The sequence below is a fragment of the Streptomyces sp. NPDC050085 genome (assembly GCF_044460595.1).
GTDB lineage: Bacteria > Actinomycetota > Actinomycetes > Streptomycetales > Streptomycetaceae > Streptomyces.
This window is the reverse complement of record NZ_JBITJZ010000001.1, coordinates 1,251,895-1,269,354: the sequence shown is the minus strand read 5'-3', so window position 1 is coordinate 1,269,354 and position 17,460 is coordinate 1,251,895. Positions and strand designations below refer to the sequence as shown.

16 protein-coding genes and 1 pseudogene are annotated in these 17,460 nt (G+C 69.7%); 9 read left to right on the top strand and 8 right to left on the bottom strand.

Annotated features, from left to right (window positions below):
* Positions 1-285: 285 nt before the first annotated feature.
* A complete protein-coding gene (locus ACIBUY_RS05440) occupies positions 286-1,452 on the bottom strand; it encodes a magnesium and cobalt transport protein CorA (RefSeq protein WP_399151876.1) in 1,167 nt (388 codons plus the stop codon).
* 146 nt (positions 1,453-1,598) lie between these two features.
* Here ACIBUY_RS05440 and ACIBUY_RS05435 point away from each other — a divergent pair, with 146 nt between their 5' ends.
* Positions 1,599-2,699 carry a winged helix DNA-binding domain-containing protein gene (locus tag ACIBUY_RS05435; protein ID WP_399151875.1) on the top strand — a complete coding sequence of 367 codons (1,101 nt, stop codon included), beginning with the start codon at positions 1,599-1,601 and terminating at the stop codon, positions 2,697-2,699.
* A gap of 44 nt (positions 2,700-2,743) precedes the next feature.
* Here the strand turns inward: ACIBUY_RS05435 and ACIBUY_RS05430 are convergent, their stop codons facing one another.
* Positions 2,744-3,388, bottom strand: coding sequence for a LysE family translocator (locus ACIBUY_RS05430; RefSeq protein ID WP_365567181.1), 645 nt, complete (start codon positions 3,386-3,388; stop codon positions 2,744-2,746).
* A gap of 357 nt (positions 3,389-3,745) precedes the next feature.
* On the opposite strand from ACIBUY_RS05430, the gene ACIBUY_RS05425 reads away from it, so the two are divergent.
* The 3 genes from ACIBUY_RS05425 to ACIBUY_RS05415 all read left to right on the top strand — a co-directional run bounded on the left by ACIBUY_RS05425 (position 3,746) and on the right by ACIBUY_RS05415 (position 5,445).
* Positions 3,746-4,108, top strand: coding sequence for an STAS domain-containing protein (locus ACIBUY_RS05425; protein ID WP_365567180.1), 363 nt, complete (start codon positions 3,746-3,748; stop codon positions 4,106-4,108).
* Between the two features lie 102 nt (positions 4,109-4,210).
* A complete protein-coding gene (locus ACIBUY_RS05420) occupies positions 4,211-4,888 on the top strand; it encodes a hypothetical protein (RefSeq protein WP_365567179.1) in 678 nt (225 codons plus the stop codon).
* A gap of 188 nt (positions 4,889-5,076) precedes the next feature.
* Complete coding sequence (locus tag ACIBUY_RS05415) at positions 5,077-5,445, top strand: hypothetical protein (protein WP_365567445.1); 369 nt, start codon at positions 5,077-5,079, stop codon at positions 5,443-5,445.
* Positions 5,446-5,488: 43 nt separating this feature from the next.
* Here ACIBUY_RS05415 and ACIBUY_RS05410 read toward each other — a convergent pair.
* Positions 5,489-5,599, bottom strand: a pseudogene (locus ACIBUY_RS05410) (LysE family translocator); the annotation flags it as partial.
* A 21-nt stretch (positions 5,600-5,620) separates the two neighbouring features.
* Between ACIBUY_RS05410 and ACIBUY_RS05405 the strand changes: the two are divergent.
* The 4 genes from ACIBUY_RS05405 (at position 5,621) to ACIBUY_RS05390 (ending at position 10,226) form a co-directional block, all read left to right on the top strand.
* Positions 5,621-6,508, top strand: a complete 888-nt coding sequence (locus tag ACIBUY_RS05405; protein ID WP_365567178.1) for a LysR family transcriptional regulator — start codon at positions 5,621-5,623, stop codon at positions 6,506-6,508.
* Between the two features lie 139 nt (positions 6,509-6,647).
* Positions 6,648-6,830: a 4-oxalocrotonate tautomerase DmpI gene (dmpI, locus tag ACIBUY_RS05400; protein ID WP_365567177.1), complete on the top strand. Its 183-nt coding sequence runs from the start codon at positions 6,648-6,650 to the stop codon at positions 6,828-6,830.
* A gap of 123 nt (positions 6,831-6,953) precedes the next feature.
* Positions 6,954-8,495: an AMP-binding protein gene (locus ACIBUY_RS05395; RefSeq protein ID WP_399151874.1), complete on the top strand. Its 1,542-nt coding sequence runs from the start codon at positions 6,954-6,956 to the stop codon at positions 8,493-8,495.
* 111 nt (positions 8,496-8,606) lie between these two features.
* Positions 8,607-10,226 carry an AMP-binding protein gene (locus ACIBUY_RS05390; protein ID WP_365567175.1) on the top strand — a complete coding sequence of 540 codons (1,620 nt, stop codon included), beginning with the start codon at positions 8,607-8,609 and terminating at the stop codon, positions 10,224-10,226.
* A 20-nt stretch (positions 10,227-10,246) separates the two neighbouring features.
* Here the strand turns inward: ACIBUY_RS05390 and ACIBUY_RS05385 are convergent, their stop codons facing one another.
* Positions 10,247-10,753, bottom strand: coding sequence for a GNAT family N-acetyltransferase (locus ACIBUY_RS05385; RefSeq protein WP_399151873.1), 507 nt, complete (start codon positions 10,751-10,753; stop codon positions 10,247-10,249).
* Between the two features lie 15 nt (positions 10,754-10,768).
* Positions 10,769-11,521 (bottom strand): hypothetical protein, encoded by a 753-nt coding sequence (locus ACIBUY_RS05380; RefSeq protein WP_399151872.1) that lies wholly within the window; start codon positions 11,519-11,521, stop codon positions 10,769-10,771.
* 253 nt (positions 11,522-11,774) lie between these two features.
* Here ACIBUY_RS05380 and gcl point away from each other — a divergent pair, with 253 nt between their 5' ends.
* Positions 11,775-13,562 carry a glyoxylate carboligase gene (gcl, locus tag ACIBUY_RS05375; protein ID WP_365567172.1) on the top strand — a complete coding sequence of 596 codons (1,788 nt, stop codon included), beginning with the start codon at positions 11,775-11,777 and terminating at the stop codon, positions 13,560-13,562.
* A gap of 110 nt (positions 13,563-13,672) precedes the next feature.
* On the opposite strand, the gene ACIBUY_RS05370 is transcribed toward gcl, so the two are convergent.
* The 3 genes from ACIBUY_RS05370 to ACIBUY_RS05360 all read right to left on the bottom strand — a co-directional run bounded on the left by ACIBUY_RS05370 (position 13,673) and on the right by ACIBUY_RS05360 (position 17,421).
* Complete coding sequence (locus tag ACIBUY_RS05370; RefSeq protein WP_365579053.1) at positions 13,673-14,224, bottom strand: hypothetical protein; 552 nt, start codon at positions 14,222-14,224, stop codon at positions 13,673-13,675.
* A 612-nt stretch (positions 14,225-14,836) separates the two neighbouring features.
* Positions 14,837-16,303 (bottom strand): catalase, encoded by a 1,467-nt coding sequence (locus tag ACIBUY_RS05365; RefSeq protein WP_365579051.1) that lies wholly within the window; start codon positions 16,301-16,303, stop codon positions 14,837-14,839.
* 221 nt (positions 16,304-16,524) lie between these two features.
* A complete protein-coding gene (locus tag ACIBUY_RS05360) occupies positions 16,525-17,421 on the bottom strand; it encodes a 2-hydroxy-3-oxopropionate reductase (protein ID WP_365579049.1) in 897 nt (298 codons plus the stop codon).
* Positions 17,422-17,460 lie beyond the last annotated feature (39 nt).

Genomic DNA, 17,460 nt, shown 5'->3' with positions numbered 1-17,460 from the left:
GACCACGTGTTGGTTGTCGGACAGCCCCGCCGCGGCCCGGGCCTCGCGCTCCAGGCGGACCGCCGCCTCCTCGGTGACACCGGGCCCGGCCACGGTCTTGACCGCGACCTCGCGGTGCAGCACCAGGTCCTCGGCCCGCCCCCTGTGCATGTACGCGATGCAGGCGGCCCCTGGTTCCGCAAGAGGCAGGCTACGGCTCCCGGAACGATCTGTGGCCGTCAAGTCCTATAAGGAACAGGCCAGTTGACCGGAGCGGGGTGGGGCGAGGCGGCAGCGGCCTGCCCGCTACAACCAGTCCCGCCGCTTGAACACGAAGTACAGGCTCACGCACACGACCCCCATCAGGCCGATCGCGAACGGATACCCGAAGCTCCAGCCCAGCTCGGGCATGTTCTCGAAGTTCATGCCGTAAATAGTTCCAACCAGCGTGGGAGCAAACAGAATGGCCGCCCACGACGAGATCTTCTTGATCTCCTCGTTCTGCTCGAACCCCGCCTCCGCCAGCGCCCGCATCTCCGCGTTCTGCTGCTGTGTCACCAGCGTCGCGTTCACCGTGAGGATGTCGGCGAGGGCCTGGCGGAAGCCGTCGACGCGTTCGCTGGTGTGCGTGACGTGGTCGGCCACGTCACGCAGGTAGCGCTGGAGTTCCTCGTCCGTGCCGTACTTCGCGAAGCCCGCCATCAGGGCGTGCAGCATGCCCACCAGGGGACGGGTCGCCCGCTGGAACTCGACCATTTCGCGGGAGAGTTCGTAGATGCGGCGGGAGACCTCGGGGGCGCCGGAGAAGACCTCCGTCTCGATCTCGTCGATGTCGTTCTGTACGCCGTCCACGACCGGGACGTAGCCGTCGACGACCGCGTCGAGGATGGCGTAGAGGATGGCTTCAGGGCCGAGTCCGAGGAGTTCGGGGCTCGCTTCCATGCGGCGGCGCACCGCCGAGAGGTCGGGGGCCGCGCCGTGCCGGACCGTGATGACGAAGTCGGCACCGACGAACACATGCAGCTCGCCGAAGTCGACCTCCTCCGATGCGTCGAGGTAGCGGGCGGCGCGCAGGACGACGAAGAGGGTCTCGCCGTAGCGCTCCAGCTTCGGACGCTGGTGCGCCTCCAGGGCGTCCTCGACGGCGAGCTCGTGCAGGTCGAACTCGGCGGCCAGCGACTTCAGTTCGGCCTCCGTCGGGCGGGCCAGGCCGATCCAGGCGGTGGTGTGCGGGTGCTCGCGCAGCTGCCGGTACGTGTCCGTGAGCGTCTCGGGGTTCGCCACGCGCAGGCCGTCCCGGTACAGCGCCGTGTGCACGATGCTGTCCATCGGCTCCTGCACGGACGAGGTGTCGGTGGCGGACTCCGTCGGCGGGGGATCCGAGGGGCGGCCCGTGGGTGTGCCCCGGCGCCAGGCGTAGCGGCGCGCCCCGCCGACCTCGTCCCCGCTCGTCCGCTCCTGCCGTCGTGGCATCGCTGCCTCCTTCTGCTGTGGGGGTTCCGGGCAGCGTAACGAGCCGGAGTGGAGTAGTTCTGTAGCAGCAGCCAGGTCACCTGGGCATCCAGAACGCCAGGGGATGTAGGACACCTTCTGGCCGCCATGCCCGCTACCGTCACCTCATGACGACGAAGCCGATCACCGCACGTGCCCTCGGGCGGGCCACCCTGGCACGCCAACTGCTGCTCGAACACAGCCCGTTGAGCGTCGAGGAGGCCGTCGACCGGCTCGTCGGGCTGCAGGCCCAGGAGGTCCGGCCGCCGTACCTCGCGCTCGCGGCACGGCTCGACGGATTCACGCCCGCGCAGCTGTCCACGGCCCTGGAGGAGCGGCGTCTGGCCCGGCTCGTCACCATGCGCTCCACCATCCATCTGCACACCGCAGAGGACTGCATGACGCTGCGGCCGCTCGTGCAGCCCGCCCGGGAGCGAGAGCTGCGCATGTTCCGCAACGGCCTGGTGGGCGTCGACCTGCCGCGCCTGACCGCCCTCACCCGGGAGTACGTCGAGGAGGAGCCGCGCACCCCGAAGCAGCTGCGGGAACTGCTGCTCAAGGAGTGGCCCGACGCCGACCCGCAGGCCCTGACGATCGCCGCCCGGGCCTGTCTGCCGCTCGTCCAGGCCACCCCGCGCGGACTGTGGCGGCGCAGCGGTGCGGTCCGGCTGACCACCGCCGAGCACTGGCTGGGACGGCCGGCCGAGGAGACGCCGACGGCCGACGCCACGATCCTGCGCTACCTCGGCGCCTTCGGCCCCGCCTCCGTGAAGGACTTCCAGCAGTGGTCGGGACTGACCCGCACCAAGGACGCCTTCGAGCGGCTGCGGCCCCGCCTCGTGACGTTCCGCGACGAGCACGGCGTCGAGCTGTTCGACCTGCCCGACGCTCCCCGCCCCGACGAGGACGTCCCGGCGCCGCCGCGGCTGCTCGCCGAGTTCGACAACCTGCTGCTGTCGCACGCCGACCGCACCCGCCTGGTACGCGAGACGGACCGGGGCCTCAACTGGCAGGTGAACACCGTCTACTTGACGTTCCTCATCGACGGCATGCTTGCCGGTCTGTGGACCCTGAAGGAGACGGACTCCGGCAGCACGCTCACCCTGGCGCCCTTCCGGGACCCGACCCGCGCCCAGCGCGACGAACTCGTCGCCGAAGCGGAGCGCACGGCCGCCGTCCTGGAGGCGCCGGGCCCGGTCACCGTCGTGTTCGGCACCGTCCGCAAGTAGGCCGGGCCTGGGCCTGTGTCGAAAGTGGCGCCCGCCGTCCAGGCCTAGTCCGCCCTCCCCGTCGCCGCCACCGTCACGCCCAGGCCGATCAGCGCGAACCCGCCCGTCCCGCCGATCATCGACAGGCGGCGGTCGGAGCGCGCGAACCAGTTCCGCGCGGCCGACGCCGTCAGGCCCCACAGCGTGTCCGTGACCAGGCCGATCGAGATCGGTATCAGGCCCAACAGCAGCATCTGCGTGGTCAGATGACCCGCCTCGTGGTTCACGAACTGCGGCAGCACCGCCGCGAAGAACACGATGCCCTTCGGGTTCGTGACCCCCACCAGGACGCCGTCGAGCACAGTGCGCAGATCGCCGCGGGCCGGGCCCGCCGGACCGCGGATGTCCGACGCCTTCATCGCGTGCCGGTGCCGGAACGCCTGGATGCCCAGGAAGACGAGATAGGCGGCGCCCGCGAGCTTCACCGCCACGAACAGCCCGGCCGAGCGCTCCACCAGCGAACCGATGCCGAGCGCCACGGCCACCACCAGCAGATACGAGCCCACGACATTGCCGAGCGCCGTCGCCACCGCCGTGCGCCGCCCGTGCGCGAGCGCCCGGCCGATCACGAACAGCACGCTCGGCCCCGGAATCACGATCACCAACAACGACATCGCCGCGAACGCCAGGAACCGGTCCGTCGACACCATGTGCCTCACCCCCACACGCCATTGAAGACCATCCCACTGACAGTTGTTCGGCGAACGGTCGGCGCAATGCTCGAGCCGCATCTCGGAGGCTCCGTCACCCGTCATCGTCCTGGGCGGCGGTCATGCCTGCCGGCAAAGGAGGCGTACGGGCTCCGGTTCCGGCCAAATGTGGGAAAAGGGAGGTAGGGCCCGTGAGGACTGGGGCATATGTCAAGGAGATGGACTGCACTGCACGCAAAGTTGTGAGGGCGGCAGACCTGCCCCGCGGCGGTGGCGTGAACTGTAGGCTGATCCGTCCCTACCAGCCCTGGCCCCCGGCGCTCCCGATATCCCGCTGCGTGAGTGGGAGGTGCGTGTATGCGTATGCCGGATCCAGTGATACCGGAGATTGTTCGGCAGTATGAGACCCACGGTCATGTCGTGGTGGAGCTGCACGGAGAGGTCGACATTCTCGCAGCCGACCTCATCGGACCGCTTCTCGACGAAGTGACGGCCCGGCGCGGCGTGAAGCTCGTCATCGATCTGACCCCTACTCAGTTCCTGGACTGCGTGGGGCTTGAGCTGCTGTGCCGTGCGCATCGACGTGTTCTGGAGGGGGGAGGGACCTTCCGGCTGGTCTGCCCGCACCCTTTTACCTTGCGTCTCATACGGATGGCACGCCTTGGGGAGCGCCTTCAGCCGGTGGCCACTCCGGAGCAGGCTCTCGTGCCGCAAGTGTGATGGCTGTAGAGCGGGCCCGGGGTCGATGGGGTACCGGCGCAGGTCACCGCGCTCGGGCCTCAGGTGATGGGTGAACTCGGGCGCCAGTCGGGCCGTTGTCGCATGGGGAGTGTCGAACCCGCCTTCGTGGAGAGGCTGTTGGGCCGCCTCTTGCCGGAGGCGGCTGGTTCGGGGGAGGCGGATGTGTCGTCAGATGCTGTGAGCTATCTACTGGTAGGTCTCACGACCCCCTTTCTGATGTTCGTGGGGGCTATTTACAGAACTTCGTCGGAATCGAGGAGAGAAAAGTCCGCTCGCGTCCCAGATCTCTTGAGCGCGGATCGCGAACTGAACGCACAGATTTCGGATTCTCTTGACGGGCTGTGCGAGATTCAGGAACAGCTCGACCTCGTGGCGAGGGGGTCGTTGCCTGCGGTCTGGGAACCTTTGGTTCGTCAGATCGCTCATCAACTGCCGCCATGGATCCAGTATTCGCCGGATGTGGAGCTGCGAAAACTGCCTGGTGATTTGCGGCAAAGGATCATGCAGGTGGACGTGGGTGTGATCGAACTGCTGCGCAACCATCGGCAGGACGTGCCGGAGTCCGTGCGAGCTGCTGCCGCCGGTGCGAGCAGGGTTTCCGCTGCCCTTACTCGTCACTACGAGGACGAAATGGGCCGTGCGCAGGGGGACCCTCTGGGGCGTGTCCCCATCTCTGCATGGCAGGACGGGCAGATTCGGCGGCGCCGCCCGCACCGTAGGGTGCCGATCAGTGGCTCAGGGTCGCAGCTGTCGCAGTGAGGGCGGGCGCGCGTGGCCCGGACACGGCGATCTGGTCCGACAGTGCCTCCACCGTGGCCCGAAGGTCCGGCGGCAGGGCCTGCCGGCCCCTCCTGGGCGAGCGCGGCCAGTGGTCTCCTCGAAGTGAGGGGTCGACAAGCGAGTACACCTCGGGCGGTGGCCCCCCGCTCAATCTCTTGGAGGCTCAGATGGACGTCCACATCGCTATGCGAGAGTCCGTGACTCCCTTCCTTCGGGAAGACGAGAAGCTGCAAGAAGTGGTCGGCGCGCAGACGCACAGTGTGTATCTGGTGTATTTGGGCTTCGTGGTCTTCCTCGCCCTCAACAGGTACCGGATCCTGGCGTTCACCTCGCAGCGCATCCTGGTGCTCGAAACCGGCAGGTGGAATTCGAGGAAGGCCAAGGGTGTCCTGGGCGAACTTCCGCGGTCCACGCGGCTCGGGAAGCCGTCAGGTCTGTATCACGTCGTACGTCTCGACGACGGAACGAAGCTGCGGGTGGCCCGTTACTTCTTCAAGGACATCGAGAGGGCTGACGCCGAGGCCGAAACCGTCTGACTTCCCTGTCCTGCGCACGGAACCACCAGCCCCGGCGCCGGTCACGGCGTCCGGGGCGTGCGAGCGCCCGGCCGATCTCGAACCGCACGCTCGGCCCCGGAATCACGATCACCGACAACGACATCGCCGCGAATGCCAGGAACCGGTCTTCCATGGCCTGACCTAGGCTTCCCGCATGGAACTGCGCCAGCTCTCATACTTCGTGGCCGTCGCCGAGGAACTGCACTTCGGGCGGGCCGCGGAGCGGCTGCACATCGTGCAGTCGGCCGTCAGCCAGCAGATCCGGCGGCTCGAACGGGAGCTGGGGCACGACCTGTTCGACCGCTCGCCCCGCCACGTGCGCCTCACCGGAGCCGGCGAACGGCTGCTGCCCGAGGCGCGGTCCGTGCTCGCCGCGGCCGACAGGGCCCGGGCCGCCGTGGCCCGCAGGCCCGTGCTGCGCCTGGGCACCGGCACCGGACTCGGCGCCCACCTCGAACGGATCCTCGCCGCCCACTCCGCGCTCGCCCCCGACACCGACGTCGAGCTGGTCGACGTACCGGCCGACGAGCGTCTGACACGGGTGCGCGAGGGACGGCTCGACGCCGCGTTCGTCCGGTTCGGGGCGGCCGGGCCCGACCCGGAGGCGGGGCTGCGCACCGTGCCCGTCTGGTCGGAGCCGCTGGTCGCCGTGGTGCCGGCGAGTCATCCGCTCGCCGCGGGACCCGACATCGACGTCGCCGACCTCGCCGGGCTGCCGCTCGCCCTGACCGAGCGCCGCAACCACCCGGCGCTCGTCGACCTGGTCGTCGGGGCCTGCCACGACGCCGGGTTCGAGCCGGTGCCGCAGAGCGCGGGCGGGCCGCTGCAGAACATCCTCGCCCTGATCGGCACGCGCCCGATGTGGACCGTCGCCTACGCCGCCCACGCCCGGGTCCTGCACAGCCCGCGCGTCGCCTTCGTCCCGTTCCGCGCCCCCGGACTCGCTCTCACCACCGGCCTCGTGCTGCCCGCGGGGGTGGCGGATCCCGCCCTCGAAACCCTCCGGAAAGCCTGCGTGACCAGTGGCGATCACCAAAACTGATCGCTGCGGTCGCGGACTGCTTCTTGGTCGGCGCCCGCAGCCGCGATGAACTGTTCCCGCAAGCAAGAAGCCCCCCCGGGAACAGGCGACAAGCCCCCCGGGACCGGGCAACGAGCCATCCGGAAAAGGGAGTTCAGTCATGCCGATCGTCACCGTCCAGCAGGGTCCCCGCGACGTCGAGCTCAAGCGCGACCTCGTCCAGCGGATCACCGACGCCTTCGTCGACGCGTACAAGATCCCCGCCGAGACCGTCCAGGTCTGGATCCACGAGGTCCCCACCGACAGCTGGGGCGCGGCCGGGAAGCTGACCGCCGACAAGTAGCCGTGCCGCCGACGTCGTACGCGCACCAAGATCAGGGCATTGCATTCGCGCCCGGGTTGCGGCCTGATGGTGGCGGACACCTCTGACAGAGGGCACCTCTTACACAGGCCGTAGGGGAGAGCAATGCGCGTTCCGATGACGATCACCGACTTCTTGGACCGGGCCGAGCTGGGCTTCGCCCACAGCCCCGGCGTGATCGACGAGCCGGACCAGCCCGCGCCGCCGGTCGCGACGTCGACGTACGGGCGACTCGGTGAGCGCGTGCGGGCGTGGCAGGCGGGGCTCGACGCGCTCGGCGTCGGGGAGGGCGAGCGGGTGGCGGTGGTCAGCCACAACTCGGCCCGGCTGCTCGAGCTGCTGTTCGCGGTGCCGATGAGCGGCCGGATCTGTGTGCCGGTCAACTTCCGTCTGAAGGCGGAGGAGATCGAGTACGTCGTCCGGCAGAGCGGTGCCTCGGTGGTGCTCGCCGACCCGGAGGTCCGCGAGGTGACCGCGGGCGTCAAGGCGGATCACCGGTTCGTGCTCGGCGAGCAGACCGAGGCCGAGCTGATGCGGTTCGGTGTGGAGCCGAGGGCGTGGTCGCGTCCGGACGAGGACGCGACCGCGACCATCAACTACACGTCGGGAACGACCGCACGTCCCAAGGGAGTTCAGCTCACCCACCGCAACATCTGGGTGAACGGGCTGACGTTCGGCCTGCACACGCGCGCGTGGGAGCAGGACGTCTACATGCACACCCTGCCGATGTTCCACTGCAACGGCTGGGGCATGCCGTTCGTCGCGGCGGGCCTCGGCATGAAGCAGGTCGTGCTGCGCAAGGTCGACGGCGCGGAGATCCTGCGGCGCGTGGACGAGCACGGGGTGACGCTGATGTGCGGCGCGCCCGCGGTGTGGAACGCGGTGCTCGACGCGGCGGCCACCTGGGAGGGCGAGGTGCCCGGCCGTGACCGCGTACGGATCGTGTGCGCGGGAGCGCCGCCGCCGAGCCGGATGATCCAGCGCGTCCAGGAGGAACTGGGCTGGGAGTTCACGCAGATCTACGGTCTGACGGAGACCTCCCCGGTGCTGACGTTCAACCGGGCCAGGACCGAGGACGCCGGGCTGCCCGCGCAGGAACGGGCGCGGAGGATGTCGCGGGCCGGGCTGCCCGCGCTGGGCGTGAAGCTCCAAGTCGCCGACTCCGGCGAGGTGTTGGCGCGGTCGAACGTGGTCCTGGACGGCTACTGGGAGAAGCCCGAGGAGACGGAGGCGGCGCTGGAGGGCGGCTGGTTCCACACCGGGGACGGCGGCACGCTCGACGAGGCCGACGGGCACCTGACCATCTCCGACCGGAAGAAGGACGTCATCATCACCGGCGGGGAGAACGTGTCGTCGATCGAGGTCGAGGACACCATCTTCAGCCACCCCGCGGTGGCGGAGGTCGCCGTGATCGGGGTGCCGGACACCAAGTGGGGCGAGACGATCAAGGCCCTGGTGGTGCCGGCGGACGGCGCGTCGGTGACCGAGGCGGAGATCATCGCGTACTGCAAGGAGCGCGTCGCGGGCTACAAAGCGCCCACGAGCGTGGAGTTCAGGGACGCGATCCCGCGCACGGCGACCGGCAAGATCCAGAAGTTCAAGCTGCGCGAGCCGTACTGGGCAGGACACGGCCGGGGCGTCAACTGACAGCGGGGCGCCGGTGGTCGACGCCCCGGCGCCCTCACCTGCGCACAAGGCTCGACGCGCCCAAGATCTCCAGGTCACACTTGACGCCCTGGCGCACAAGGAGGACTCCCGGTGACCGCGACCACCCGGCTCTCGTACACGCACGGCACCAGCACCACCGCCCTCATCGGCGACACCATCGGTGCCAATCTCCAGCGGGCCGTGGACACCTGGCCGGACCGGGACGCCCTCGTGGACGTGCCGAGCGGGCGCCGCTGGACGTACGCCGAATTCGGCGCCGCCGTCGAGGAGTTGGCGCGCGGCCTGCTCGCGCGGGGCGTCGCCAAGGGGGACCGGGTCGGGATCTGGGCCGTCAACTGCCCCGAGTGGGTGCTCGTCCAGTACGCGACCGCCCGCATCGGCGCGATCATGGTCAACATCAACCCGGCTTACCGCGCCCACGAGTTGGCGTACGTCCTCAAGCAGTCGGGGGTCTGCGTCCTGATCTCCTCGACCGGGCACAAGGGCACCGACTACCGGGCGCTGGTGCGTGAAGTGGGCGGTGACTGCCCCGAGTTGCGCGAGCGCGTGTTCATCGGCGAGGACAGCTGGGACGCGCTCGTCGCGGCCGCGTCGACGGTGACGCACGGGCAACTGGCCGAGCGCGAGGCCGCGTTGTCGTGCGACGACCCGGTCAACATCCAGTACACCTCGGGCACCACCGGTTTCCCGAAGGGCGCCACGCTCTCCCACCACAACATCCTCAACAACGGGTACTGGGTGGGCGAGACGATCGGCTACAGCGAGCAGGACCGGGTGTGTCTGCCCGTGCCCTTCTACCACTGCTTCGGCATGGTCATGGGCAATCTCGGCGCCACGTCCCACGGCGCGTGCATCGTCATACCCGCCCCGTCCTTCGACCCTGCGGCCACGCTGCGGGCCGTGCAGCAGGAGCGGTGCACCTCGCTGTACGGCGTACCGACCATGTTCATCGCGGAGTTGAACCTGCCGGACTTCGCGACGTACGACCTGACGAGCCTGCGCACCGGCATCATGGCCGGCTCCCCGTGCCCCGCCGAGGTGATGAAGCGCGTCGTCGCCGAGATGCACATGGCCGAGGTCTCCATCTGCTACGGCATGACCGAGACCTCGCCGGTCTCCCTGCAGACCCGCCGAGACGACGACCTGGAGCGCCGCACCGGCACCGTCGGCCGCGTCCTGCCGCACATCGAGGTCAAGGTGGTCGACCCGGTCAGCGGCGTCACGCTGCCGCGCGGCGAACCGGGCGAACTGTGCACCCGCGGCTACAGCGTGATGCTCGGCTACTGGGGCGAGCCGGAGCGCACCGCCGAAGTCGTCGACGCCGGGCGGTGGATGCACACCGGGGACCTCGCCGTGCTGCGCGAGGACGGGTACGCGCAGATCGTCGGGCGCATCAAGGACATGATCATCCGCGGTGGCGAGAACATCTACCCGCGGGAGATCGAGGAGTTCCTGTACGGACATCCGCTGATCGCCGACGTCCAGGTCGTGGGCGTCCCGCACGAGAAGTACGGGGAGGAGGTCCTGGCCTGCGTGATCCTCAAGGACCCCGCGGCCGGGCTCACCCTCGACGAGCTGCGCGCGTACTGCCGCGACCGCCTCGCCCACTACAAGGTGCCGAGCAGGCTGCGGATCCTCGACGCGTTCCCGATGACCGTCAGCGGGAAGGTACGGAAGGTGGAACTCCGGGAAGGGTACGGGGAGTTGTAGGGGCGGAGCGGCGGCGGGTGCTACAGGCCGCGCCGCATGCAGACCCGCGGCCAGCGGTCGAGGCCGATGGCCGTCTCCTGCGCACGGACGGCGCGCAGGCCGGGCGTCAGTTCGGCGTCGGCGAGCCGGTGAAAGCCGAGGCGCTCGTAGTAGGGGGCGTTCCACGGGACGTCGGTGAAGGTGGTCAGGGAGAGACCGGCCAGACCCTGGTCGCGTGCGCAGTCGGCGGCGCGCGCGACCAGGGCCCGGCCCACGCCGCGCCGCGCGGCGACCGGGTGCACGGTGACCTGCTCGATGTGGAAGGCGCCGTCCACGGGTTCGCCGACCAGGTACGCGACCGGGGTCCCGTCGTCCTCGGCTGCGACCCAGGCGTGCCCTGCGCGCCGGTAGCGCTCCAGTTCTTCGAGCGCGGGCGGCTCGTCGTCGGCGATGGCGGCCATGCCGAGCGGGCGGAAGAGCTCTCCGGCCGCGGTCTCGATGGCCTGGAGGCGGGGCAGGTCGGCCGGTTCGGCGGCGCGGATGATCACTGACCCAGTATGGGGCTACGCGCCGCCCGCGATCAGCTCGTCCGCCGGGCTGTTCACCGGCTGCGGCACCCCGGCGAGGTCGAGCACGAACAGCGGGACGCCCAGCTCGTCCGCGCGGGTGCGGGCCGCGTCCGCGTACCCGGCGAGCGAGAAGTAGACGCAGGCCGCCGACTCCGTCATCGACTGCAGCCACAGGCACTCGACGTCGCGCACGGTCGCGGGCCGCACGGACGGCTCGACCTGGGCGACGACGCCGCGTGCCGCGAGCCCGATGCCGGAGGGCGGGCGCTGGTCGGCGCGGCGCACGTCCCGGTAGCCGAGCCAGCGCAGATACAGCGCGGCGGCGGTCACCGCGTCGCGCGCGGTGCGGATGGCGACCGGCTGGAACGCGGGCCGCGGCGCGGGTGCCGTACGTGGCAGCGGTATGTGGGACGGCCTCATCGGGTCCGAGTGGTCCGTCACGGGCCGGGCGGCGCGGAGGGGGGTGACCGGAGGCGCCGGCGGCTGGTCGCTCTGGACCGGGACGCGCAGCACGGTCCCGCAGTCGCAGCCCAGCTCCGGCCGGGGCCAGCGGTCGCGGCGGCCGCACATCGGGCAGCGCAGCGTGACCCAGTCGTCGGCCCAGGTGCGCTCGTTGACCGGCTCGGCCGCGGCGCCGGTCAGCAGCGGCGGGGCGACGGGTGCGCCGCAGGCGCAGGGCAGCACCGCGGGGGTGTAGGCGTGCTCGCGCCGACAGGCCGGACAGCGCACGCGCACGGACTCGGCCATGGCTCACCCTCTGATGACTGGGATTCCGGTTCGACGCGAGTCTCATCATCCACCTTGACGGCCTTCGAGGCCCCCCTCTACATTGCTTCCATATAGCAGAACCTAGTTTCCGCATCATGGAAAAGTGATGTGGAGGCGGGGACGGAATTCAGAGCTCGCCGCGGGGCGCGACGGGAGCGCGAATCCGACAGCCGAAGACATGACCGTCACGACCGTCGTCCGACGACAGTCACAGCAGGAGTCGGGAGCACTCATGGCTCGTATGACCGCCGCCCGCGCGGCCGTTGAGATCCTCAAGCGCGAGGGCGTCACGAACGCGTTCGGCGTGCCCGGAGCCGCCATCAACCCGTTCTACAAGGAGCTCAAGGAGAGCGGTGGCATCGACCACACGCTCGCCCGCCACGTCGAGGGCGCCTCGCACATGGCCGAGGGCTACACCCGTGCCAACCCCGGCAACATCGGTGTCTGCATCGGCACGTCGGGCCCCGCGGGCACCGACATGATCACCGGCCTCTACTCCGCGATCGGCGACTCGATCCCGATCCTGTGCATCACGGGCCAGGCCCCGAGCCACCTGCTGCACAAGGAGGACTTCCAGGCCGTCGACATCGCCTCGATCGCCAAGCCGGTCGCCAAGATGGCCGTCACGGTCCTGGAGGCCGCGCAGGTCCCCGGCGTCTTCCAGCAGGCCTTCCACCTGATGCGCTCGGGCCGTCCCGGTCCGGTCCTCATCGACCTGCCGATCGACGTGCAGCAGACCGAGATCGAGTTCGACGTCGACACGTACGAGCCGCTGCCGGTCTACAAGCCGGCCGCGACCCGCGCCCAGATCGAGAAGGCGGTCAAGCTCCTCGTCGAGTCCGAGCGCCCGCTGATCATCGCGGGCGGCGGCATCATCAACGCGGACGCCTCCGACCTCCTCGTCGAGTTCGCGGAGATCACCAACACCCCGGTCGTGCCCACGCTGATGGGCTGGGGCACCATCCCGGACGACCACGACCTGAACGCGGGCATGGTCGGCCAGCAGACCGGCCACCGCTACGGCAACGCCACGTTCCTGGAGTCGGACTTCGTCCTCGGCATCGGCAACCGCTGGGCCAACCGTCACACCGGCTACAAGCTGGACGTGTACCGCGAGGGCCGCACGTTCGTCCACGTCGACATCGAGCCCACCCAGATCGGCAAGATCTTCGCGCCCGACTACGGGATCACCTCCGACGCCAAGGCCGCCCTGGAGCTGTTCGTCGAGGTCGCGCGCGAGCTCAAGGCCGCGGGCAAGCTGCCCGACCGCAGCGCCTGGGTCGCCTCGCACCTCGAGCGCAAGGAGACCCTCCTGCGCCGTACGCACTTCGACAACATCCCCATGAAGCCGCAGCGCGTCTACGAGGAGATGAACAAGGCGTTCGGCAAGGACACGCGCTACGTCACGACCATCGGTCTGTCGCAGATCGCGGGCGCCCAGATGCTGCACGTCTACAAGCCGCGCCACTGGATCAACTGCGGCCAGGCGGGCCCGCTCGGCTGGACCATCCCGGCCGCGCTCGGCGCCGCCAAGGCCGACCCGGACACGCAGGTCGTCGCCCTCTCCGGCGACTACGACTTCCAGTTCATGATCGAGGAGCTGGCGGTCGGTGCCCAGCACCGCATCCCGTACGTCCATGTCCTGGTGAACAACGCCTACTTGGGCCTGATCCGTCAGGCGCAGATCGGCCTCGACATCAACTTCCAGGTCAACCTGGAGTTCGAGAACCAGAACAGCCCCGAGCTCGGCGTCTACGGCGTCGACCACGTCAAGGTCGCCGAGGGCCTGGGCTGCAAGGCGATCCGGGTCACCGACCCGAACGAGCTGGGCGAGGCCCTGGAGCGCGCCAAGAAGCTCGCCCAGGACCACCAGGTGCCGGTCGTCGTCGAGGCGATCCTGGAGCGCATCACGAACATCTCCATGAGCCCCACCGCCGACATCAGCGCGGTCAAGGAGTTCGAGGAGCTGGCGACGGAGCCGGGCCACGCGCCCACGTCGATCCGTCCGCTGAAGGTCTGACCCTGACCCGGACCTGAGGCGCCCGGCCCGAGGGGGGCCGAGCAAGGGGGCGGGGCACCGGTTCTTCGGAACCGGTGCCCCGCCCCCTTTGCGTGCGTCGCTTGCGCGGCTCACGCCTTTCGACGGCGTACGCAGTACTGGCCGGCCAGCGCGAGCACGAGCGGCCCCCACAGGGTCGCGGGCAGGACGCAGACGTCGAAGAGGAGGCCCCAGGCGGCGTTCGTCGACTCCGGGGCCTCGAAGCCCGGCACACCCAGGATGCTCAGCAGGAACCCGCCCCACATCAGCGTGGCGCCGAGCCCGCCCAGGACCGCCGGGACCAGCACGACGGTCCGCGGCAGCCGCTTCCCGCCCACCAGCGGGATCCAGGCCGGGACGACCTCGCCCCAGCCGCGCACGAGCCCGAAGCAGAGCAGCGCGAGCGCCTCGGTGACCAGGCTGAGCCCGAAGACGTACGGCACGGAGATCCACAGATTGCCGATCGAGCCCGTGCCGGTCCCCATGTCGAAGCCGAAGGCGAACGGCAGCCGCCACAGGCACTGGGGGAGCAGGACGAGCGGGATCAGATGCGCGACGCGCTCGGCCCAGCGGGGTACGGGCCTGGCGGTACCGGTCGCGGGGCGGCGGCGGACGGGGAGCGGGGCAACCGCGGTCGTTGTCATGCCGCTTACGCTCCCGCGTCCGGCCCCCGCACACGTCGCCCCCGACGCCGAACCGCCTCCGCCGCGCGGCGGAGGCGGTCTCATCACGGGTGACGCATCACGGGTGAGGTGTCACGGAGTGGTGGCGGGCGCGAAGGCGCCCGACGTGAGGCTCAGGTCCCAAAGTCCCCTGCGCAGGCCCCAGTTGTGCCGGTAACGGCCGGTGGCGCGCAGCCTCGTACCGGGGGACAAGCGGGTCAATACGCCGAAGAGCCCCGGGTACGGACCGTCGTACCCGGGGCTCTGGTTCGGGAGGTTGTTGCCGTCCGACGGCGCGCGACTGGCGGAACATGCATGCGCGCCACCGGACGGAGTCGGGATGGCTGGGACCGCGGCGGCACTCGCTCTGCGCGACAACTCCTCGGCCGCCCTTCCTCAGGTCGAAAGGGGGGAGCGTGGAGCCTTTACCACCGCACTGGCTCGCACGAGTGCGGGCCGCCGCGGTCCTCGTCCTCCCGCGACCACCGGCAGACCACCCCTCATCCGGGTCGTGCCAGTGGTGCGGGCTTGTGCGTACGGAGCTGACCTCCCGTCAATCCCCGTACGCAGCCTGGGGGTTACCGCTGCTGAGGACTAGTCCTCGCGCAGGGCGCGGACCGCTTCCTCGACGCGCTTGCCGTAGTCCGGGTCGGCGGCGTGGAAGTGGGCGAGGTTCTTCTCGACGATGTCGTCGCGCGAGACCTGGGAGAGCCCGCCGGCGATGTTCGCCACCAGACGGCCCTTCTCGTCCTCCGACATCAGGCGGTACAGCTCGCCCGCCTGGAAGAAGTCGTCGTCCTTGGTGTGGGCCGGGGCCTCGTGCGTGCCCGTGTAGCCGGAGACGGCGAGCGGCGCGGCCAGCGGACGGCCGGTCTCGACCGGGCCGTCGAAGGAGTTCGGCTCGTAGTTCTTGCGGCTGCGGGCGTAGGCGTTGGCGGCCATGACGCCGTCGCGGCCGTAGTTGTCGGCCTTGCCACCGGAAACAGCCTTCGGCGCGTTCACCGCGAGCTGGGTGTGGTTGACGCCCAGGCGGTAGCGGTGCGCGTCCGCGTAGGCGAACAGGCGGCCCTGGAGCATCTTGTCCGGCGAGGGACCGATGCCGGGCACGAAGTTGTTCGGGGAGAACGCGGCCTGCTCGACCTCGGCGAAGACGTTGTCCGGGTTGCGGTCGAGGACCAGGCGGCCCACGCGCTGCAGCGGGTAGTCCTTGTGCGGCCACACCTTGGTGAGGTCGAACGGGTTGAAGCGGTACTCGGCGGCCTCGGCCGCCGGCATGATCTGCACGTACAGCGTCCAGGACGGGTTCACGCCGCGCTCGATGGCCTGCAGCAGGTCCGTCTGGTGCGAGTTCGGGTCCTTGCCGGCGAGCTCGGCGCCCTGCTCGGCGGAGAGCGAGCGGATGCCCTGGTTCGTCTTGAAGTGGTACTTCACGAAGAAGGCTTCGCCCTGCTCGTTCGTCCACTGGTAGGTGTGCGAGCCGTAGCCGTTCATGTGGCGGTAGGACGCGGGGATGCCGCGGTCGCCCATGAGCCAGGTGATCTGGTGCGTGGCCTCGGGGGCGTGCGCCCAGAAGTCCCAGACGTTCTCCGCCTCCTGCTTGCCCGTGAACGGGTCGCGCTTCTGGGAGTGGATGAAGTCGGGGAACTTGATCGGGTCCTTGATGAAGAACACCGGGGTGTTGTTGCCGACGAGGTCGTAGTTGCCCTCTTCGGTGTAGAACTTCAGCGCGAAGCCGCGCGGGTCACGGACGGCGTCCGCGCCACCGAGGTTGTCGGCGACGGTCGAGAAGCGCAGGAAGACCTCGGTGCGCTTGCCGATCGTGGACAGGAAGTCGGCGTACGTGAAGCCGGTGACGTCGTCGGTCACCTCGAAGTAGCCGTAGGCACCGGAGCCGCGGGCGTGCACCACGCGCTCCGGGATGCGCTCGCGGTTGAAGCGGGCGAGCTTCTCCAGGAGGTGCTGGTCCTGGAGGAGGATCGGGCCGCCGACGCCTGCGGTGGCGGAGTTCTGGTTGTCGGCGACAGGGGCGCCGGACTCGGTCGTGAGCACACGCTTCGGCATTATTCGAGGCGACCTTCCGTGCAGTGGCTGCTGACGATGTGGGGGAGCGTAAGGACCCCTGAGCTGCTGCGTCAACAGTTTGTTGAAGTTCTGGGCGGACTTTGACGCTGTTTTTCAGCGTCCTCGGCGTTTCGTTGAAACAAAAGGCATGGTTCCGGGCCGCGGCGACGCCTGGGCGCGACAGGACAGGTGTCAGCGCCGCCGCGGCCCGGAAGTCTGGGTTACTTCGGCTGGTCGCCGGAGAGGCGCTCGACCGAGCGCAGCAGGGCCGAGTGGTCGAGGCCGCCGTCGCCCTGGGCGCGCAGCGAGGCGACGAGCTGGGCCACCACGGCACCGACGGGCAGGGCCGCGCCGACGTTGCGGGCGGCGTCGGTGACGATGCCCATGTCCTTGTGGTGCAGGTCGATGCGGAAGCCCGGCTTGAAGTCGCGGCTCAGGAAGTTGTCCTTCTTGCGCGTCAGGACGGTCGAGCCGGCCAGGCCGCCGTTGAGGACGTCCAGGGCCGCCTTCAGGTCGACGCCCGACTTCTCCAGGAAGACCACGGCCTCGGCGCACGCCTGGATGTTCACGGCGACGATCAGCTGGTTGGCGGCCTTCACGGTCTGGCCCGAGCCGTGCGGACCGCACAGCACGATGGTCTTGCCGAGCGCGTCGAGCAGCGGCTTGGCCTCGTCGAAGTCGGCCTGCTCACCGCCGACCATGATGGACAGGACGGCCTCGATGGCGCCGGCCTCGCCGCCGGAGACGGGGGCGTCGATGACGCGGATGCCCTTCTCCTTGGCGTTCTTCGCCAGGTCGACCGAGGTCTGCGGGGTGATCGACGACATGTCGACGATCAGCGCACCCGACTTCGCGTTCTCCAGGATGCCGTCAGGACCGTACGCGATGGCCTCGACCTGCGGGGAGGCGGGGACCATCGTCACGATGACGTCGGCGTCCTTGACGGCCTCGGCGATCGACTTCACGGCCGTGCCGCCGGCCGCGGCGAGGCGGTCCAGCTTGTCCTGCTCCAGGGTGAAGCCCGTGACGTCGTAACCGGCCTTGATCAGGTTCTCCGACATGGGCGAGCCCATGATGCCGAGACCGATCCACGCGACCTTGGGGAGGTTGTTGCTCATGAGGGTGACTCCAAAAAGCTCAGAACAGCTGTGATACGT